Consider the following 19026-nt stretch of genomic DNA (forward strand, 5'->3'; position numbering starts at 1 on the left):
GATCACAACAACGCCACCAAAACAACCAGCAACAAGAGCACCGCTGACCCTGCCACCATGCCGGTGGCATAACCGTGCAGCATGCCATCCTGCGACGGCCGCAGCAGCGAGCCAAGCCAGCGGGGCAGCGAGCCGAACAGGTCGACCAGCCCGTCGATCACCAGCTTGTCGAACGCGTGGAAGACGTGGCTGAACACCAGCAAGGGCTTCACAATCGCCCTGTCGTACAGCTCATCGACCATGTACTTCCGCTCGGCGAACCGAGGCAGCGGCCCGAACCGACGCGCCACAGCGTCCATGCGCGGGCTGCTCGTGTCGGTGCGGTTGCCCAGGAAGAGCCCGCCGATGCCCTTGGGCCCGTGGAAGAACGCGGCCAGGCCGATGCCCAGCACGCCGATGATGCCCGAGACGACGTACATCGCCTTGTGCGGGTCGAGGCCCAGACCCAGGTTGTCGCCGTGGTGGGCGTCCTCGCCCTCGGGCGCGGCCCCTATCGACACGGGCACGACCTCGGGCGTCAGCATCGCGTGCGGCTCACCGTCGTCGTGATGCACTTGGGGAGCCGCAAAGGCCGCCGAGGAGTCATGCACCATCGAGCCCGTCCAGCCGTGGTCCTCGGCGTTCACGAAGTACAGCGGGATGGCCGCGATGCTGCCGATGGCCAGCAGCGCGATGGCCGCGTTCATGGCGAAGCGTGGCGGGTGCGGGTGGAAGCCGTGGTCGTCGCCGTGCCCATCGCCCGCGGCGTCGTGGTCATCACCATGATGATCATCGCCGGCTTCGTACTTCACGGGCCCGACGAATACGCGGAAGAACACGCGGAACGTGTAGTACGCCGTCATCAGGGCCGTCAGCAGCATGAGCAGGCCGACCGCCCAGGGCAGGAAGATAAGGTCGCCCGAGGTTACGAACGCCTCGGCCAGGATCATGTCCTTGCTGAAGTAGCCCGCCGTGCCCGCCAGGCCGGCCAGGTTCAGGCAGCCGATGAGCATGGCGATGGCGACCAGCTTGAAGCCGGGGATCGAGCCCACGCCGCTGAGCTTGCGCATGTCGAGCTGGCCCGCGAAGCCGTGCATCACCGCACCGCAGCACAGGAAGAGCGTGGCCTTGAAGAACGCGTGGGTGAGCACGTGGAACACCGCGCCGGTGGTCGTCATGACGCCCAGGCCGGCGAACATGTAGCCGAGCTGGCTGATCGTGCTGTAGCCCATGATCCGCTTGATGTCGTACTGGGCGAAGGCGATCGCCGCGGCCCAGAACGCCGTGATGGCGCCCGACCAGGCGATGACGCTCAGGGCGATGTGCGAGTCGTCGGCCGCGTACAGCGGGTACATGCGGGCGACCAGGTACACGCCCGCGGTCACCATCGTCGCCGCGTGGATGAGGGCCGAGACGGGGGTCGGGCCCTCCATGGCGTCGGGCAACCAGGTGTACAGGAAGATCTGGGCACTCTTACCGAACGCGCCCACGGTGAACAGCAACGGGATGACCACGACGACCCAGGTGTGACCGATGGGCTGGTCATTCGCGTCAAGGCCGGTCGAGATCATCTCGAAAAGCGGCCGGAACTCGAGGGTGCCGAACACAACGAAGGTCGCGCCGATGGCCATCAGCAACCCGAGGTCGCCGATGCGGTTCATGATGAAGGCCTTCTTGGCCGCAGCCACCGCCTCGGGCTTCTTGTAGAAGTACCCGATGAGCAGGTAGCTGCACAGGCCCACGCCCTCCCAGCCCAGGAACAGGAGCAGCAGGTTGTCGGCCATCACCAGGCTGGCCATGCTGAACACGAACAGGTTGAACGCGAAGAAGAACCGGCAGTAGCCCAGGCCCTTGTCGTGCTCGACGTACTCGGTGGCATACAGGCCGATGACGGTCGCCAGCCCGGTCACGAACAGCATCCAAAGCATGGACAGGCCGTCCATGTAGTACGCCACGTTGGCAACGATGCTCGCCTCGCTGCCGGCACCAATACTCGCATGGATCCAGCGGAAGATGGTCGCGACGCCGTAGCCCTCGGTGCCGCCGAAGAAGGCGGCCAAGGCGGTCACGAACCCACCGGCCAGCAGGCCAACGGTCACGTAGCCCGGAAGCTTGCTCTTAACGTTCAAGCAGGCGAACAGCACGCACAGGACCGCGCCGAGCAACGGCAGCCCGGCCATCAGGCCGACCCACTGCGGAGCGGTGCCTTCGGCGATGAATGGGCCATCGGCCGCGGCCAGGAGCGTTGTCAGAGCGGGCATCATGCTCATCCCTTGAGCTCCGACCACGCCTCGGCACTCAGCGAGTCGCGCTTGCGGAAGAGGAACACGACCAGGGCCAACGCGAGGGCGGCCTCGGCCGCGGCCACGGTGAGCACGAAGATCACGAAGGTCTGCCCATCATAATTCAGGTGGTAGCGGCTGAAAGCCACAAGGGCCAGGCCGGCGGCTTGGAACATCATCTCGGTACACAGGAACATGATGATCAGGTTGCGACGCGTCAGGAAGCCAACGAGTCCAAGGGTGAACATCGCGGCCGACACGAACAGGTAGTGCGCCAGCACGCCCTGGCCCATGGCTTCGGGGAAGGCCGATTGCGCGAGCAGGAGGTCAACCATTGGCTTGCCCCCCCCCATTGCCCGAGAGTTTGGGCCTGTTCTCGTGCAGGGCGGCCGCGGCGGCCGACTTGGCTTCCTCGTCGATCTGCGCGAACTTCCGCGCCAGCACGACGGCACCCAGCATGGCCATCAAGAGGATCACGCCGGCGATCTCGATCGTGCCGGGGTAGTCGCCCAGCAGGTTGAACGCCAGCCCCTCGGTGTTGGTCGAGGTCAGGTCGGGCGGCAGGACCACCTGGCGCTGCCCGCCGTCGGGGCTCTCGACGATGGCGGTCAGCCCTTGCTCGTCGAGCCGCACCACCGTCTCGTTGAGCGAGATCAGGTCCTCGCGGTACAGCACCTTCTCGACCTTGCCCGGCAGACGCTCGAGCACCCTGACCTCGGCCTGGGCGACCCGATCGAGCGAAGGCTCGGGAATCTGGTTGATCCCCGAGAACAGCATGACGGTGAGGGTGGCCAGCAGCACGAAGCTGGCGAGGGTGGCCGTGATCGGGCCACGGCCGATGGCGTCGTAGTCGGCCATGCCCTCTTCCTCGCCCTCCACGCGGCTCTGGCTGGCCAGCATGATGACAAAGAGGTAGGTGATCAGGATGGCACCCGCGTAGATGATGACCAGCGCGAAGGCCATGAACTCGGCAGCTAACAGGATGTACATGCCCGCCGTCGAGAGGATGCTCAGGATGAAGTACAACGCCGCGTACACCGGGCGGCGGTGCGTGATGACTTGCAGGCACGAGCCCAGGGCGATGATCGCCAGGATGTGGAACGCCGGGCTCGGCAGGCCCTCGTTGGCTGCCAGCGACGCGCCGCCCAGGGCGACGATCAGCAGGCCCACGCCCGTGGCCGCGATGATGCCGCCGATGAGGCTCGCCTGGAACTTCCGGCGGGGGACCGACAACGCCACACCCACACCGCCGATGGCCAGAGCCAAGAACAGCAGCACGGGGTTTACGATCATGTCCATAAGCGACGCCGGGCAGACGACCAGAAACCCAGCACGCCAACGCGCCCGGGCCGCCAGCCGGTCCGAAGACCGGCCAGCAAAGAAGGACGCACAGTAGATCGACGGCCATCCACCTTCCACCAGAAGCGGGACCACCACCGGCACCTTGCGCACGAAAGTGGACGCCCCTCATTGCCCTATGCTGGCCCCGTGGCTGGCCACCCCTGGAAACGACAGGTCCCCAACGCCCTGACCATGGGCCGGGTTGTGATGGCGGCGGCCCTGGTGGCGTTACTGGCCATGGCCCCACCGCTCTATGGAACGGCCGATGCGCAGCCGATTTTGCTGGCCGCGGTCTGGCTTTTCGTGCTGGCGGCCGTCACCGACGCACTCGACGGATACCTGGCCCGGAAGTGGCAGGTCGTCAGCGTGTTCGGCCGGATCATGGATCCCTTCGCCGACAAGTTGCTGGTGCTGGGCACGGTGGTGATGCTTGCCACGCCGACGTTCGAGATCTCTGAGAGCGGCCAACTCGTGATGGCGGCAGGGTTTACGGGCTGGATGGCCGTGGTCATTCTGGGACGAGAACTGCTGGTGACGTCGATCCGGGGGGTATTCGAGGCCAGGGGTATTGACTTCTCGGCCTCATTTTCGGGCAAGGCCAAGATGATCATCCAGTCCATCGCTATCCCCGGCTGCCTGCTGGTGGCCGGGCTCTATGGGAGCCAGCGGCCCGAATGGGCGAGCTGGGCCGTCACGCTGGCGGCTTGGGGCACTACCCTCGTGACCGCGGCATCGGCCGCTCCCTACATCACCCGGGCCCTCCGAGCGGGCGGGCCCGACCAGGCACAGGACTCCCCGTGATCACCAAACCCGACGGCAACCTTCGATGGGTCACCACCTTTGGCCTGGGGCACATGCGGCCCTTCCCCGGAACGTGGGGGTCGCTGCCGCCGCTTGTGCTCGCGTTGCTGCTGTTGCTGGTGCTGCCCGATGGGGCGTACCCGCTGGCACTCCGCTTCGTGATGCTGCTGGTGTTCATCGGCTTCACGCTGGCGTGCGTAACGCTGGGCGACAAGGCCGAGGCGCGGTTCGGCCGCAAGGACCCGAGCCAGGTCGTGGCCGACGAGACGGCGGGCATGGCGCTGTGCTTCATGCTGATGCCCGTGGTCGACCCGGGGTGGGGGCGCGTCGGCACGCTCGTCATGGCGTTCGTCTTCTTCCGCCTAATGGACATCGTAAAGCCCTGGCCGGCGTTCTCGCTGCAAGCCAAGCCCGGCGGGTGGGGCGTGGTACTCGACGATCTGGCGGCGGGTGTTCAGGCGGCCCTGCTTCTGTGGATCACGTTCGTACTTTCGTTCGCGTTTTAGCGACCCAACTCCAGCGATCCCATACGAATAGCCCGGGCTTGCACCCGGGCCTCGTTGTTCTATGGGTTGATGCTCAGAGGTCGATGAGCATCCGCTCGGGGTTCTCGATGCAGTTCTTGATGGTCACCAGGAATTGCACGGCCTCGGCACCATCCACGATGCGGTGGTCGTAGCTGACGGCCAGGTACATCATGGGCCGCAGCACAACGCTGCCCGGGTTGTCGGGATCCTCGACGGCGCGCTTCTTGATAGTGTGCATGCCCAGGATGGCCGACTGCGGTGGGTTGAGGATGGGCGTGCTCATCAGGCTGCCGAAGACGCCGCCGTTCGTGATGGTGAACGTGCCGCCGGTCATCTCCTCGATGGTCAGCTTGCCGTCACGCGCTTTGCCGGCGAGTTCCTTGATGCCGCTCTCGACACCGGCAAAGGACATCTCCTCGGCGTTGCGCAGCACGGGCACGACCAGGCCCTTGGGGCCGGCGACGGCGATCGCCACGTCGCAGTAGTCGTGCGTCTGGATGACGGGCTTGCCCGAGTCGTCCTCGGCGATGAACCCGTTGACCAGCGGGAAGGCCTTGAGCCCCTGCACGGCGGCCTTGACGAAGAAGGACATGAACCCCAGGCCCACGCCGTGCTTCTTCTCGAAGTCTTCCTTGTATTGCTTGCGCAGGCCCATGACGGCGGTCATATCGACCTCGTTGAAGGTCGTGAGCATCGCGGCGGTCTGCTGGGCGTCGACCAAGCGGCTTGCGACGCGCTGGCGCAGGGTGGTCATCTTCTCGCGATGGATCTCGCGTGAATTGGCCGCCGGAGCGTGGGAAGCGCCGTTGCTCGTGGCACCGTTGCTGTGCGTGCCCGACTGGAGATAGGCCAGCACGTCCTGCTCGCGGATGCGTCCGCCCGCGCCGGTGCCGACGACATCGTTCAGGTCGATGTGGTGCTCGCCGGCCATCTTCTCGGCAACGGGCGTAGCGTGGGCGGGCGTTTCGCGACCAACGCGTGGTTGCGGCGCACGCTCGGCGCCGGCGGGCTTGTCCTTGACCGCGGTCGTCGACTCGCTCTTCTTGGATTCGCCAGACGACTCCTGCCGCTTCTCGCCCTTGCCACTCTCAGACTTGGTTTCGGCCGTTGCCTCGGGCTGCTTGGACTCTTCGGCCTTGTCAGCAGAGCCGCCGCTAGGCTTCTCGGCCGACTCGTCGATCTCGCCGACGCTGGAACCAACTTCGACCTCGTCGCCCTCGGCCGCGCCGTGCTTGATGACGCCGGCCGCGGGCGCGGGCACCTCCATGGTAATCTTGTCGGTCTCCAGTTCGAGCACGGTCTGGTCGCGCTCGACGTAGTCGCCGTCGGCCACGCTCCACGCGGCAACAACGCCGCTGGTGATGGACTCGCCCACTTCGGGGATCACGATCTTGGTTGCCATCTGTGGCGCTCCTGCGACCTGTCTTGCTCTGCGATTCCGTGCCAGAGGTATGAGTCAGTTTATGCCGACGCACGAACGAGCTTCGGACCCGTGGGCTCGGCCTTCTTGTCGTCGTCCTTGTTGAGCGGGCCGATGGCCTCGCAGATCAGTTTTTCCTGCTCGGCCTTGTGGCGGCGCTTGCTGCCGGTGGCCGGGCTGGCGCTGGCCTTGCGACCCACGTAGTGCAGCTCGCCGTCGGGCAGCAGGTCGCGCAGCTCGGTGCGCATCTTGTCGGCGATGAATAGGTACGCGCCCATGTTGCGGGGCTCTTCCTGGGCCCAGGTCACGCGCTCGGCCTTGGGGTACTGCTCGAGCACCTTCCGCATCAGATCCTTGTGCAGCGGGTAGAGTTGCTCGACGCGCATGATCGCGACGTCCTGGCGCCCGATCTCGTCGCGACGATTGGCCAGATCCCAATAGACCTTGCCGCTGCACAGCACGACCTCGCGGACGGCGTTGGGATCGGGCTTGGCGCCCTTCTTGCCGTTGTCGCTGGCCGGTTCGCTGGCGAAGTTGGGATCGTCGATGATCTCCATGAACCGGCCGCGGGTGAGCTCCTCGATCTTGCTCGTGTTCGTGCGGATGAGGCTCTTGGGCGTCATCACCACCAGCGGCTTGCGGAACGGCCGGCGCACCTGGCGGCGGAACATGTGGAACGTCTGCGCGGCGGTGGACGGGTAGCACACCTCGATGTTGTCGTCGGCGCACGCCTCGAGGAAACGCTCGAGCCGGGCCGAAGAGTGCTCGGGGCCCTGGCCCTCGTAGCCGTGGGGGAGCAGCAGCACCAGGCCGCTCCAGCGGTCCCACTTCAATTCCGCGCTCGTCAGGAACTGATCGATGATGACCTGGGCACCGTTGACGAAGTCGCCGAACTGGGCCTCCCAGACGACGAGCATGTTGGGATCGCTCAGGGCGTAGCCGTACTCGAAGCCCATGATGCCGAATTCCGACAGCGGGCTGTCGTAGACGCAGAATTTGGCCTGCGCCTGGCGGCCGTCGGGGCCCGGCTGCAGGGGCTCGAGGCTCGTGCCCGACTCGCCCACGGCGCGCATGTGGTTCAAGGGGGTGTAGTTCTCGGCCGATTCGCTATCGACCAGCACGGCGTGGCGGTGGCTGAACGTGCCGCGCTGGCTGTCCTGGCCGCTCAAGCGGACGGGGACACCTTCCAGCAGCAGCGTGCCATACGCCAGGCTCTCGGCGTCGGCGTAGCTGATGTCGCCGGTCTCGGGCAATTCCTTGCGATCCTTGAGCAGCTTCTTGAGCTTGCGATGCACGTGGAAGTCGTCGGGCACGGTGCCCATCGCGTTGCACACCTCCTTGAGCGTGTCCAACGCCACGGCGGTGGACTTGTCCTCGAAGGTGTACTGGTGCGTCGTGCCGACCCAGCGGGCACTCCCCGGATCAATGGTCGGGTCGTAGGGCGATTGCTTGGCGGCATCCTGGGCCTGCTCGAGCGCGGCGTCGAGCTGCTGGCGGATCTGCTCCATGTCCGAGTCGGTGATCACACCCTCTTCGCGAAGCCGTTCGGCGTACCCGTTGAGCACGCTGGCCTTCTTCTTGATGAGGCCGTACAGCACGGGCTGGGTGAAGCTGGCCTCGTCCTGCTCGTTGTGGCCGAAACGCCGGTAGCACAGCATGTCGATCAGGATGTCTTTCTTGAACGTCTGGCGGTACTCGACGGCGATCAGGGCGGCCATGACGCACGCCTCGGGATCCTCGCCGTTCACGTGCAGCACGGGGGCACCGACGATCTTGCCGACGTCGGTGCAGTAGCGGCTCGAGCGACCGTCGCTTGGCGAGGTCGTAAAGCCGATGAGGTTGTTGACCACCACATGGATGGTGCCGCCCGTGGCGTAGCCCTCAAGCTGGGAGAAGTTGAACGTCTCGGCAACGACGCCCTGGCCGATGATGGCCGCGTCGCCGTGGAGCACGACCGGTGCCACGCGCTCTCGTTTCTTGTCGCCACGATGGCGCTGCTTGGCGCGCGTGCGGCCCTGGACAACGGGCGCGACGGCCTCGAGATGGCTGGGGTTGCTGCTGAGCGCCACGTGCAGGGCGCGGCCGTTGGGGAAGCGTCGCTCGCTGGAGTAGCCGCGGTGGTACTTCACGTCGCCGCCGCCCTGGGAGTTCTCGTCTTGCCAGGTGTCCTCGAACTCGGTGAAGATCTGCTCGTAGCTCTTGCCCAGCACGTTGTTGAGTACGTTTAGGCGGCCGCGGTGGGCCATGCCGATGACGACCTCTTCGACCGCGTGCTCGCTGTAATGCTCGAGGATGCCGTTGACCAGCGGGATGAGTGTTTCACTGCCCTCGAGGCTGAAGCGTTTGTCGCCCGGATAGCGGCGGCCCAGGAATTTCTCGAACATCTCGGACTGGAGCAACTGCCTCAGGATGTGGACGCGACGGCCATTCTCGAATGGGATAGCCCCGCCGTGACGCTCGCACCGCTCCACGAGCCAGGCGCGCTCCTCGCGGTTGGGCACGTGCATGATCTCGGCACCGATGCTCGAGCAGTATGTTTTCTTGAGGCGCTCGATGGCCTCGCCCAGCGTCATCGGCCCTTCGAGGCCGAGGCGGGTGGCGTTGATCGGGCGTTCCAGGTCGGCCTCGATCAGCCCGTGCTCGGCCAATTCCAGGCAGGCCACCGGCTCGTGCTCGCGGCCGAAGGGATCGAGTTTGGCCGCGAGGTGGCCCATGTCGCGATAGGCGAACACCAGGTCGTCGACCTTCGAGTTGAAATCGGTGTCATCGGAGGCTGCGCCCGAGCCGGTGGGCGCGCTCGCGCCGCCGCCGAGCTCGAAGCCCTGGAAGAACGCCCGCACATCGGCGGCGACCGACTCGGGATTCTCTTGGTAGCGCGCGTACGCCTCATCGAGGAAGGCGGCATTCCAACCATTGACGGCGGGGGGCACTGCACGGGGTCCGGCGGGCATAGGGGTATCCCTCAAAGTCCCATCATACTGGGGCCGCCACCCCGCGCTAAACACCGCGAGGCCGAGCCCCGGACTCATACGTCCAAGTCTATCCAATCGGCCCAAGCGGGCGCGTTCTTTGGACGTTCTGAGGGGACCAACCGGAAGGCGAACGTGGGTATTCAGGGGGAGTAAGGAAGAGGCATCGGGCACTGGGCATCAGGCATCGGGGCAAGAAAAGAGGCGGGCTGGTTCGCCCCCCTCCCGGTGCCCGGTGCCTCTCCTCCTACTCGCACCCCGCGTCGAACTCGTTCTGGAAGGCCAGGAAGTCGAACAGCGTGAGCACGCCGTCGCCGTCGAGGTCGGCCGCGAGGTCGCCGGCGGCGAAGGCGTTCTGGAAGGCGAGGAAGTCGAAGATGGAGAGCGAGCCGTCGCCGTCGAAGTCGGCGGGGCAGCCGCCGTTGATTTGACCCTCGGCGATGATGACCCAGTGGCAATTGCCGCCAAACCCGCAGTCTCGAAATGGTTCCGGTTCGAGGACGCCGCATGCTATCGAGGCCACATAGCCGAAGGCCGTTTGGCCAAGGGAATTGCCGCCGATGAAGAAGGAGTCACCGAAAACACCTCCGGCCAGTGCACGAAAGTCCGGAGCGGCGATCTCGACCATGAGTGCGGTGCCAGCGTCGATCGATCCATCGACGTCGACCGTGACGACCTCAAGCATGGGCAGGTCGTCGGGCGTGAAGATCACGGTGCTCGTGCCCACCAGTTCGCCGCCCACAATCGGCGGGCTGCCCGCGGGTATCTGGTAGAGGTTGATGGTGATCTCACCCTCGGGCAGCGTCGGTAGGCGCATGGCTTCGACGCCGAACTCGACGGTGTGGACCGTGAAGCCCTCATCGATGCCGAAGTCGGCCAGGGTGAACGAGCGTGACCACTGGTTGTCGGTGGTCGTCAGTGTGGCACCCGTGCCCGACGAGCAGGCGACGCCCGATCCGGCGAGGACCAGGTGCTCCTCAAGGCTATGAGATAGGCGGATTTGAGCGGTGCTCGCGGTAGTCAAGCCAAAGACTACCAGAAAAGTATGCACCAGCTTCTTCATCATGATCGAACCTCATTGCGGGAACTATTATTGTACTAAAGTCGAAATTCACTCACAACTCATCCCGATCTCGATTGCCTTGAGATGGTCGAACAAATCGATGCGCCCGTCGCGATTAATGTCTGCACGGTCATCATCCCTTTCAGCCCATGCTTGCAACACTATTAAATCGTAGGCAGTAAATGCGCCATCACCATCAAAATCCATTGGGCAGCGACCGCTGCCAGCTGAGTCCGGGCAAGGCCCATATGGTGAAAATTCTGGTAGTTGAACGAACTCGAACGCGGCACAAATGACTGCATCGTTGGGTGTGCCGTTGTTGAGCGCGCCGTCATCGTCGTCGGCAACCAGAACTTCATAGAAAGTTGCGTCCCGTGCTGACAGGTCATCATTTTCGCCAGCGAGCCCTTGCGTGAAGCAGTATCGCGGCGCGGGTTCGGGCGTGGCCAAAAAGGACCACTTGACGAACAAATCAGAAGCAATCGGATACCCAAGCGGGGTACGAATCCCACGCCAAGCATGGACTAGCCGGTTGGACCTTTGGTGCTTCCCGCCAAGACACTTGTCATCGGGTTCCCATGCCCAAAGGGGCGTGCTGTAGTCTCGGCCATGTCGAGGTTCTCCCATTATCGTGCAGCCGGACGTAGCGTATCCCAATAGATCGGTCTCGTCATGTAAGATTGCCAATACGTCGGAGTAGCCTTCGTGGATCGCCGTCTTGTCGGATTCCGCCGGAATACCAAATGCTTGGTCTAAAGCGAAATGACCATACTCGTGCGAAATGATTGTTGCCATTGCCCAATTGGGCAATGGCGAAGGCGTGAGTTGCTCTGGGCTAAACACAATTGCAGGAACACCAAGTAGGCCAGAAGGCGGTTTGTAAAACGCTCCGGTTACTGGGAATGGGTCAAGCAAAGTTTCATTCGGGATCACCCACAAGTCATCATCATCGATTCCGGGTATGTACTGGTTGTCAATCTTGTAGAATGTTCGGACTGAGTCCACGACAGTCCAAGCTGTCATGTCCGCGATGCGATACTCATCGGTCATAGGTGGGTTCGGGCGATTATCCGCGTAAGTATACAAAGGTACAAGTCCATCCGATGGCACGCTCACTTCCTTGGGATCAATGAGCTGTAGATTATCATTGGTATCAACGTAGCCGAGTTGGAAGAACTCATGCTCGGGGATGAAGCGCACGACAGAGTTTTGGAGAATCGTCACGCCAGTAAACGCATAATCGCCGTTGACGTCCGTGTAGGTCGAGGACACAGGCGCGCCCGATGGTGTGTCGGCGAGTTCCACACGCATTCGAGGGATGCCTACCGTTGTGGTATCGGCTTGTATGCTAAAGGCAACGCACGGCATATTTGTTTCGTAGGGAATTTCACCTGCCAACACCAAGCCTTCCACGGAACCAGATACATCATCCGCAAAAGGCACTATCAGTTGCCATTCGGCCATGATATCCGCAGTAACGGCGTCGATACGAACCGCTACTGAGGAAGTGCGCCCTCGCAAGTCATGCCCAACCAACTCCCACACCTGCCGTGCCTCGCGCGGGTCGGCCGGCTCGAGTACGGCGCTCCCGGGCACCAGAACCAACTCCGGCTCGGTCCAATCCGTAATCAACCCCTCCATCGCCGCGTCCGATTGCGTGGCGGCGATCGCCTTGGCTTGCAGGGCGTCCACCAGGCGCTCGGGCAGCCCGCCCTGTGGCACGTTGAGCGCGGCGCAGCGCACGTAGCTCAGGGCCCAGTCGCCGCTGGCGGTCTTGTGGGCCAAGGCGCGGCCGTAGCTCTCGGGCGCTTCTATGCCCTCGATGTTCTGCGTGAAGCGCATGAACGTGCGCGTCTCTTGCCATTCGGTAACGTGGGTCACCTCGAAGCCGAGCGTGCCGGGGCCGAACACCGAGCCGTGCTCGAACAGCCAATCTTCCAGGGCCTCGCGGGCCGTGGCCCGGGTGGTCATGGGTTCGCCGCACACCAGTTCGGCCCCGCCCCAGGGCTCCTCGAACGGGAAGTGGACGATGACGCCGGGCCAGGTGTCGCGGATCAGGTCGGCCTCAGCCAGCGCCGACGCCTTCTGGGCGTGGGCTACCGAGGGCAATACCCCCCCAGCAAGCCGAATGCCGAGGCCAGGGCGGAGACGATCCCAAGGTACCGGTTGTGTGCCCGCATCGGGTGCTTCCTTCGTTCATGCCGCGCCACGCCTGCCGGGGCGGGGACACCGGAACACACCCGCCTGATCGTTCAGTATGACCCAAACGCCCCGGCCTGTCAAGAGGAAGTGCCCCGGTCCGAAAAGCCCGGCTCACCGTCCGAGAGCCACGACTACCCGGCCAACGGGCGAGCACAAACCGACCAGAGCCCGATCCGAACAAAGCCGAGACTTTTTTTCTGGTCAATGTTTGGGTTAGACCCCCTGGCGCCCGCGCCAGGAGGCCCGGTGCGCAGGACGTGCGCCTCGGACTAGCAATCCGCGCGATGGGATCGCCAATCCGCGCGACGGGATTGCCAGCCGGCGCGACGGGATTGGCAATCCGCGCGATGGGATTGCCAGGCCGCGCGACGGGGGAGCAAGCCAGCGCGATGGGATTGCCAGCGGGCGCGATCGGGGAGCCAGCGGACGCGCGCCTGCTGCCAGCCGGAGCGCGAGGGCTGGCGGCCCGAGCGAGGGGGCCGACCTGCCTCTTCGAGCCCTTCGCGCCCTTCGCGTTGCACACAAAAAAGCCCGGGCTGGCGCCCGGGCCTCGTTGAGCTCAGATATCGGATCGACCTTAGCCGAAGCGGCCGGTGACGTATTCCTCGGTCTCGGTCAGGATCGGGCGGCGGAAGATGCTGTGGGTGGGGCCGTACTCGACCAGGCGGCCCAGGTACATGAAGGCGGTGTAGTCGCTGACGCGCATGGCCTGCTGCATGTTGTGGGTCACGATGAGCACGGTGTAACGCTTCGCGATCTGTTGGATCAGCTCCTCGATGCGCAGGGTGGCGATGGGGTCGAGGGCGCTGCAGGGCTCGTCGAGCAGCAGGACCTCCGGATCGGCCACGACAGCACGCGCGATGCACAGACGCTGCTGCTGGCCGCCGGACATGCCCAGGGCGCTCTGCTTGAGGCGGTCCTTGGCCTCGTCCCAGATGGCGGCCGAGCGGAGGGCTCGCTCGCAGGCCTCGTCGAGCACGCTCTTGCGGTTCTCGCCATCGATACGGAGCGGGTAGACGACGTTCTCGTAGATGGACATGGGGAAGGGGTTGGGCTTCTGGAAGACCATGCCCAACCGCTTGCGCAGGCCGATGACGTCGACGTGCGGGGCGTAGATGGGCGAGCCGCTGAGGCTCATGTTGCCCTCGACGCGGACGCCGGCGATGAGGTCGTTCATGCGGTTGATCGACCGCAGCAGCGTGCTCTTGCCGCAGCCCGAGGGGCCGATAAGAGCGGTCACCTTGCCCTTGGGGATAGCCATCGAAACGTCGAAGATGGCGCGGGTCTGGCTGTAATAGAGGTTGAAGGTGTCGATGTCGATGACGCCCTCGAGCCCCTCCATCTCGGGATGCAGGGCGGGCTCGACCGACTCACCGCGGCGGATCGCCTCGATGACGCTGTACACGCCTTGGGCGGCCTCGTCTTTGACAGGGTGGTCGGCCATGGAGGGCATTCGATCGGGTCTCACCGGGCGTGGCTCGGGAACGGTGCCGGACTGGTTCGTGGTGGCTTGGGATGAAGCGTAGGACATGGGTTACACCGTTGATCCGCTCAGGCGGGCCCGAAGGCGGGCCCGGATAATGATGGCGACGAGGTTCAGGCTGACGACGATCACAAGAAGCAGCAGCGTTGTGGTCCAAACCAAAGGACGGGCGGCCTGGGAATCGGGGCTCTGGAAGCCCAGGTCGTAAATGTGGAAGCCCAGGTGCATGAAGCTGCGGTCGAGGTGCAGGAAGGGCGCGTTGGTGCTGATGGGCAGGTCCTCGTTCAGCTTGACTGCGCCCACGAGCATGAGGGGGGCGACCTCGCCCGCACCGCGCGCCATGGCCAAGATCGCACCGGTCAGGATGCCCGGCATGGCTCCGGGGAGCACGATGCGGCGCATGGTCTGCCACTTGCTTGCCCCGCATCCATAGCTGCCCTCGCGCATCGAATTGGGCACCGAGGCGATGGCCTCCTCGGTCGAGACGATGACCACGGGCAAAGTCAGCAGCGCCAGCGTGAGGGCAGCCCACAGCATGCCGCGAGCGCCGAACGTCGGCGAGCCGTCGGCGGCGCGGGCCTCGAAGAAGCCCGTGAAGTAGGGCGTCCGCACGACCAGCACGGCGGCGGCGATGAACACCGAAAGCCAAAGAGCCCGCGACACCCACTTGAGCGCCTTGTTGCGCGTCGAGGGCTCTTTGCCCGGGATGGGCTTGCTCCACACAGCGGACGCGTAGGCGGCGACCAGCGCGACCATCGTGCCGCCGAGCACGGCCCACCACCACGGCGCGGGCAGACGGACCGAGGGATCGCTACCCACGTCGACGTACTGCCCCACGGTGTAGCAGAAGAAGCCCAAGCCGAACACGCCGTACACGATGCTGGGCACGCCGGCCAGATTGTTGACCGCGATGCGGATGGTGCTGGTGACGATGCCTTGAGGCGCGTATTCACGTAAATACAAAGCTGCGATGACGCCCAGGGGCGTGACGGTGATGGTCAGCAGCAGCGTGAGCATGACCGTGCCCACGATGACAGGGAACACGCCGCCCTCGGTGTTAGCCTCGCGCGGCGGGTGGGCCAGGAACTCCCACCACCTCGAAAAGAACACGCCCAGCTTCTCGCCCACGCCCATATCGTTCGAGTCGACGAGGCGCACGACCTGCGAGAGCCGCATGGGGTTGTCCGGCTCGATCTGCCGGGCCGGCGCGAATCGACCGCTGAGCGGGTCGACGACCTCGAGCCGTAAGCGCTCGTCCTCGGCTTCGAGCACCGCGATGCGGGCGAGCGCATCGTCGTAGCGTTCTTGGAGGCCGGCCTCGCGCTCGGCCGCGGCCGCCCGGATCTCGTCGAGCCGCTCGTCGCTGATGACACGATTCTGCCACGGCGCGTGCAACCACGCCGCCAGCAGCAGGGCCAGCCCGAGGACGATGGCCGAAGCGCGCGCCACGCGGATGGGCTTGCTCGGCCCGCCCAGTTGTGGCGCGTCGTCGCTGCTGCGATCCCTGCCAAGCCACCACGCGCCGGCCATCGCCCCAATACCCAGCGCGGCGACGCCAGCGAACAGCGCGAACCCCCACGACTCGGTCGGCCGCTCCTCTCGGGCGGCGGCGATCTCGGCCTCTCGGACACGCAGCCGCAGCGCCTCGATCCGCTTATTGATATGCCCGAGCCCATGCTTCTTGAGGTCTTCGATCTTGTGGCTGCGGGCACGGGCCTGCCCGTGGTTCTCTTCGATGAACGCCAGAACGGCATCGGGCCCCTCGGCCACGACCTGCGGCTCGCCCGCGTCGTCGACCAGGATCGCGCGCTCCGGCACGCCCAGCCACACACTCCACGCCTCGCGTTCGAGCATGACGGCCTGCTCCGGCCGATCGATGCTGGCGATGTCGCTCTGATCGACCCAGCGGAAGGGCTCGCTGCCGATGTCGCGGTTGCCGGTGCGGTAGAGGGTTTGCGGCGGATCAGCCTGGGTGTTGGTGGGTACGCCCAGAAAGACGCTGCCGTCGTTGAGCGTGACACGCTCGATCGGGCGCGGCCAGAACGTGGTCATGCCCTGGGTGACGATCATGCCCACCAGGCCGATGATCATGACAAGCGACACCACGAGCGCGCCGCCGGTGAGCCAGATCATGGGCTCGCCCAGTGCGCTGGGCGGCGTGGCCCGGCGCGTGGCAGGCCCGGGCTTGTTCGACGGGACCGCCCCACCGCCGGGCAGGGGCTTGGCCGGAACGCCGCCGAAGTCTTGCACACCCTTCTCGTCGCTCATAGCCCGGCCGTCCTTGCCCGCACCACCTGGCGAACGACCTCGGCCGCGGTATTGACGGCGAAGGTCATCAGGAACAGCACCAGCCCGCACAAGAACAGCACGCGGTAGTGCGTGCCGCCCATGGGCGCCTCGGGCAACTCGACGGCGATGTTGGCCGACAACGTGCGGAACCCGCCGAAGACGTTCCAGCTCATCTCGGGCGTGTTGCCCGTGGCCATGAGCACGATCATCGTCTCACCCGCGGCCCGGCCGAAGCCGATCATGCACGCCGAGAAGATGCCCGAGCCGGCGACGGGGATGACTATGCGCATGGCCGTCTGCCATGGCGTCGCGCCGGCGCCCAGCGAGGCCGTGCGGAGCGAGTCTGGAACGGCACGGAGCGAGTCTTCGGAAATCGTGTAGATGATGGGGATCACCGCGAAGCCCATGATCATCGAGACCACGAGCGTGTTGCGCGGCGAGAACGGGCCGAAGATGCTGTTGCGCGGATCGAAGCCCAGGGCCTGCAGCAGGTGGGCGAATCCGAAAGAGAGCGCCAGCACGAGGGCCAGCATCACGACAAAACGGACCAGCATGACGCCCGCGATCGACATGTCGCTCTGGCCCGCCACGGCACGATCGAGGCGGCGGCCCAGGAACATCGATTGCAGCACCGCCAGCACCACCGCCACCGGACCAATGAGCACCACGAACCAGCCGGGCCACGCCTGCCCGTACTCGCTCGAAAGCCAGCGCCGGAGGTCGACCGGAACGCCCTGAGCCACGCCCTCGGGCGGGGAGAACAGCACGCGCTCAAACGTCGGGCCGATCGCCCACGCGACGAACGCTCCAAGCGTGCAGGCCAGCAGCACCAAGCCCATGTGCTGCCAGGCACTCGCACGCTTGCGAACATGCGACGGGAGCATCTGCCACAGGTGGGCCACCAGCAGCACGGCGACGGGGACGGTGGCCAGGCTCACGAGCACGCTTGGCAGCCACTCGCGAACATAAGGCGCCACGACGATCGCGGCCACGAAGCCCAGAACCACCGAGGGCAGCGAGGCCATCATCTCGACGCCGGGCTTGACCACCTTGCGGACGTTGGGGCTCAGGAACTCGCTGGTGTACACCGCCGCCAGCACACCCATCGGGACGGCGAACAGCATCGCGAAGATGGTGGCCTTCAGCGAGCCGAAGATCAGCGGAACGACGCTGAGCTTGATCTCGGCGGCGTCGTCGCCCGAGGACGACTGGTAGACGAACTCGGGCTCCATCTGCCCTTCGTAGTGCACCCTACCAAACAAAGCTTTGAAGGAAAACTCGGGATAGCCGGGTTCGAGGGCCCGCATGACGCCGGTGCCGTCGGCGTCGAGCACGAACACGCCATCGTTCTTGGGCGCCAGCCGCGCACGGACGGCGTTGTCGAGCCCGGTATCGAACTCGGCGACGATCTTCTCGCTCGTGACGTGGCGGACACGGACCTTGCCGCTCTCGCCCAGAATCACGATCGAGCGATCGCGCTGGCTGGGGGCGATGTCGACGATGGCCGAGTCGGACCCGCTGAATTCGTGGCCCTTGACCAGGGTCTGCACGCCGCCCTCACCATCGACCTCGCCGGTGGCAACGTGCCACGCGTACACCGTGCCGGCATCGTCGCCGATGAGCAGGGTCCGGCCGCCAAGGATCATCGTGGCAGCGGTCACGCTCTGCCCCTCGTTTACACCTTCGGTGGTCTCGGCGAGTTCGAAGCCGTCTTCGGAGCGGCTGAAGCGGCGGACGCGCCCGTCCTCGCCCATCGCCAGCACATGATCGCTATCGGAGGTCACGAACAGCCAGGGCTCGATGGTCGACGGATCGATCGCAAACGACGTGGACCGCAATCGGGTGCGGGGCGGGCCGCCACCGAGCGGGCGGATGGTGCGCACGGTGTTGACCAGGACGGTGCCATCGGCCCGGACGGCCAGCAGCACGGTGCGGCCTGTGGGATCGACGTTGTAATCCAGCCGGACCACGCCGCCCTCGCCCTCGCTCAGTTCGACGGCGTCACCCAGTTCGATCTCGATCTGCGAGCGGCGGGCCCGATTGGGCGTAACCATCTCGTAGAGCGCGCCATCGGCGGCCCAGAAGGTCTGATCCGGGCTGGGTGGCTCGGTTTCCAGGAGGCTCTCGTCGAAGCTGATGCTGCCCAGGCGGACGGTGCCGTCGTCGTAGCCGGCCGCGACCAGCTCGCCGTTGCGCACGACCGAGAAGGCCGACGGGGTTTGATCTTCGGAGAGCGGCAGCGGCTCGGCAAGGGGCTGGCCGGTGGCGAGCGCGAAGGGCTGGATCGTGCCGTCTGGAGCGGCAAACGCAACACCTCGGCCATACGGATCGAGCACGGGCAGGCCCGAGCGCATGGGGGTCTCGCTGCTGAGCCGCTCACCCACTTCGCCCCGCGAGAACAGGGGCACGACGACATACGCGAGGTAGAAGCAGATGCCCAGCACGGCCACGAGCACCAACGCCCCGCCAGTCTGGATGACGTAGCCCGAGAGCTGGTCCATCAGCACGACGCGGCGGCGCACGGGGCGGTTGCCCACGTGTCGCCCGGCCTTGGCTTTCGGGGGTTGGTCTGCTGCCATGCGCTGCTCGACGGATCGCACCGGGGGAGATCGGGCCTGATCACCGAAAAGGAAAGACGCCTCGCAAGCCCGTCAAGGCTTGGGGCGACGC

The 19026-nt window shown here is 65.4% G+C and carries 12 protein-coding genes; 2 read left to right on the forward strand and 10 right to left on the reverse strand.

All coding sequences use genetic code 11. The annotated features are described in order from the left end of the window. Positions 1-2 precede the first annotated feature (2 nt). From NCW75_10815 to NCW75_10825, 3 genes are read right to left on the reverse strand one after another with little or no spacing between them, the layout of a single operon-like run. Positions 3-2249, reverse strand: coding sequence for an NADH-quinone oxidoreductase subunit L (locus NCW75_10815; protein UYV11787.1), 2247 nt, complete (start codon positions 2247-2249; stop codon positions 3-5). After that, positions 2246-2596, reverse strand: a complete 351-nt coding sequence (nuoK, locus tag NCW75_10820; protein ID UYV11788.1) for an NADH-quinone oxidoreductase subunit NuoK — start codon at positions 2594-2596, stop codon at positions 2246-2248. Before nuoK ends, NCW75_10815 begins: the two co-directional genes overlap by 4 nt. Beyond that, on the reverse strand, positions 2589-3554 hold the full coding sequence (locus tag NCW75_10825; protein UYV11789.1) for an NADH-quinone oxidoreductase subunit J: 966 nt from the start codon (positions 3552-3554) through the stop codon (positions 2589-2591). The genes nuoK and NCW75_10825 overlap by 8 nt, the downstream gene beginning before the upstream one ends. A gap of 195 nt (positions 3555-3749) precedes the next feature. On the opposite strand from NCW75_10825, the gene NCW75_10830 reads away from it, so the two are divergent. Beyond that, positions 3750-4403 carry a CDP-alcohol phosphatidyltransferase family protein gene (locus NCW75_10830; protein UYV11790.1) on the forward strand — a complete coding sequence of 218 codons (654 nt, stop codon included), beginning with the start codon at positions 3750-3752 and terminating at the stop codon, positions 4401-4403. Beyond that, positions 4400-4909 (forward strand): phosphatidylglycerophosphatase A, encoded by a 510-nt coding sequence (locus NCW75_10835; protein ID UYV11791.1) that lies wholly within the window; start codon positions 4400-4402, stop codon positions 4907-4909. The genes NCW75_10830 and NCW75_10835 overlap by 4 nt, the downstream gene beginning before the upstream one ends. Before the next feature lie 73 nt (positions 4910-4982). On the opposite strand, the gene odhB is transcribed toward NCW75_10835, so the two are convergent. From odhB to NCW75_10870, 7 genes are all read right to left on the reverse strand, one after another. After that, positions 4983-6332, reverse strand: a complete 1350-nt coding sequence (gene odhB, locus NCW75_10840) for a 2-oxoglutarate dehydrogenase complex dihydrolipoyllysine-residue succinyltransferase (protein UYV11792.1) — start codon at positions 6330-6332, stop codon at positions 4983-4985. 59 nt (positions 6333-6391) lie between these two features. Next, the gene (locus tag NCW75_10845; GenBank protein ID UYV11793.1) at positions 6392-9301 is read right to left on the reverse strand and encodes a 2-oxoglutarate dehydrogenase E1 component; all 2910 of its coding nucleotides are present in this window, start codon (positions 9299-9301) and stop codon (positions 6392-6394) included. A gap of 265 nt (positions 9302-9566) precedes the next feature. Beyond that, positions 9567-10385: a hypothetical protein gene (locus NCW75_10850; GenBank protein ID UYV11794.1), complete on the reverse strand. Its 819-nt coding sequence runs from the start codon at positions 10383-10385 to the stop codon at positions 9567-9569. A gap of 45 nt (positions 10386-10430) precedes the next feature. Then, positions 10431-12491 carry a hypothetical protein gene (locus tag NCW75_10855; protein UYV11795.1) on the reverse strand — a complete coding sequence of 687 codons (2061 nt, stop codon included), beginning with the start codon at positions 12489-12491 and terminating at the stop codon, positions 10431-10433. Between the two features lie 670 nt (positions 12492-13161). Further along, complete coding sequence (gene pstB / locus NCW75_10860; protein ID UYV11796.1) at positions 13162-14028, reverse strand: phosphate ABC transporter ATP-binding protein PstB; 867 nt, start codon at positions 14026-14028, stop codon at positions 13162-13164. A gap of 90 nt (positions 14029-14118) precedes the next feature. Further along, positions 14119-16335: an ABC transporter permease subunit gene (locus NCW75_10865; GenBank protein ID UYV11797.1), complete on the reverse strand. Its 2217-nt coding sequence runs from the start codon at positions 16333-16335 to the stop codon at positions 14119-14121. Beyond that, positions 16332-18935, reverse strand: a complete 2604-nt coding sequence (locus NCW75_10870) for an ABC transporter permease subunit (GenBank protein UYV11798.1) — start codon at positions 18933-18935, stop codon at positions 16332-16334. Before NCW75_10870 ends, NCW75_10865 begins: the two co-directional genes overlap by 4 nt. Between the last annotated feature and the right edge of the window lie 91 nt (positions 18936-19026).

The organism is Phycisphaera sp. (assembly GCA_025916675.1).
Classification (GTDB): domain Bacteria; phylum Planctomycetota; class Phycisphaerae; order Phycisphaerales; family UBA1924; genus JAHCJI01.

Bases quoted from the DNA above. Each gene is read 5' to 3' on its own strand.
- NCW75_10815 (UYV11787.1), bottom strand. From the start codon at position 2,249: ATGAGCATGATGCCCGCTCTGACAACGCTCCTGGCCGCGGCCGATGGC.
- nuoK (UYV11788.1), bottom strand. From the start codon at position 2,596: ATGGTTGACCTCCTGCTCGCGCAATCGGCCTTCCCCGAAGCCATGGGC.
- NCW75_10825 (UYV11789.1), bottom strand. From the start codon at position 3,554: ATGATCGTAAACCCCGTGCTGCTGTTCTTGGCTCTGGCCATCGGCGGT.
- odhB (UYV11792.1), bottom strand. From the start codon at position 6,332: ATGGCAACCAAGATCGTGATCCCCGAAGTGGGCGAGTCCATCACCAGC.
- NCW75_10845 (UYV11793.1), bottom strand. From the start codon at position 9,301: ATGCCCGCCGGACCCCGTGCAGTGCCCCCCGCCGTCAATGGTTGGAAT.
- NCW75_10850 (UYV11794.1), bottom strand. From the start codon at position 10,385: ATGATGAAGAAGCTGGTGCATACTTTTCTGGTAGTCTTTGGCTTGACT.
- pstB (UYV11796.1), bottom strand. From the start codon at position 14,028: ATGGCCGACCACCCTGTCAAAGACGAGGCCGCCCAAGGCGTGTACAGC.
- NCW75_10865 (UYV11797.1), bottom strand. From the start codon at position 16,335: ATGAGCGACGAGAAGGGTGTGCAAGACTTCGGCGGCGTTCCGGCCAAG.
- NCW75_10870 (UYV11798.1), bottom strand. From the start codon at position 18,935: ATGGCAGCAGACCAACCCCCGAAAGCCAAGGCCGGGCGACACGTGGGC.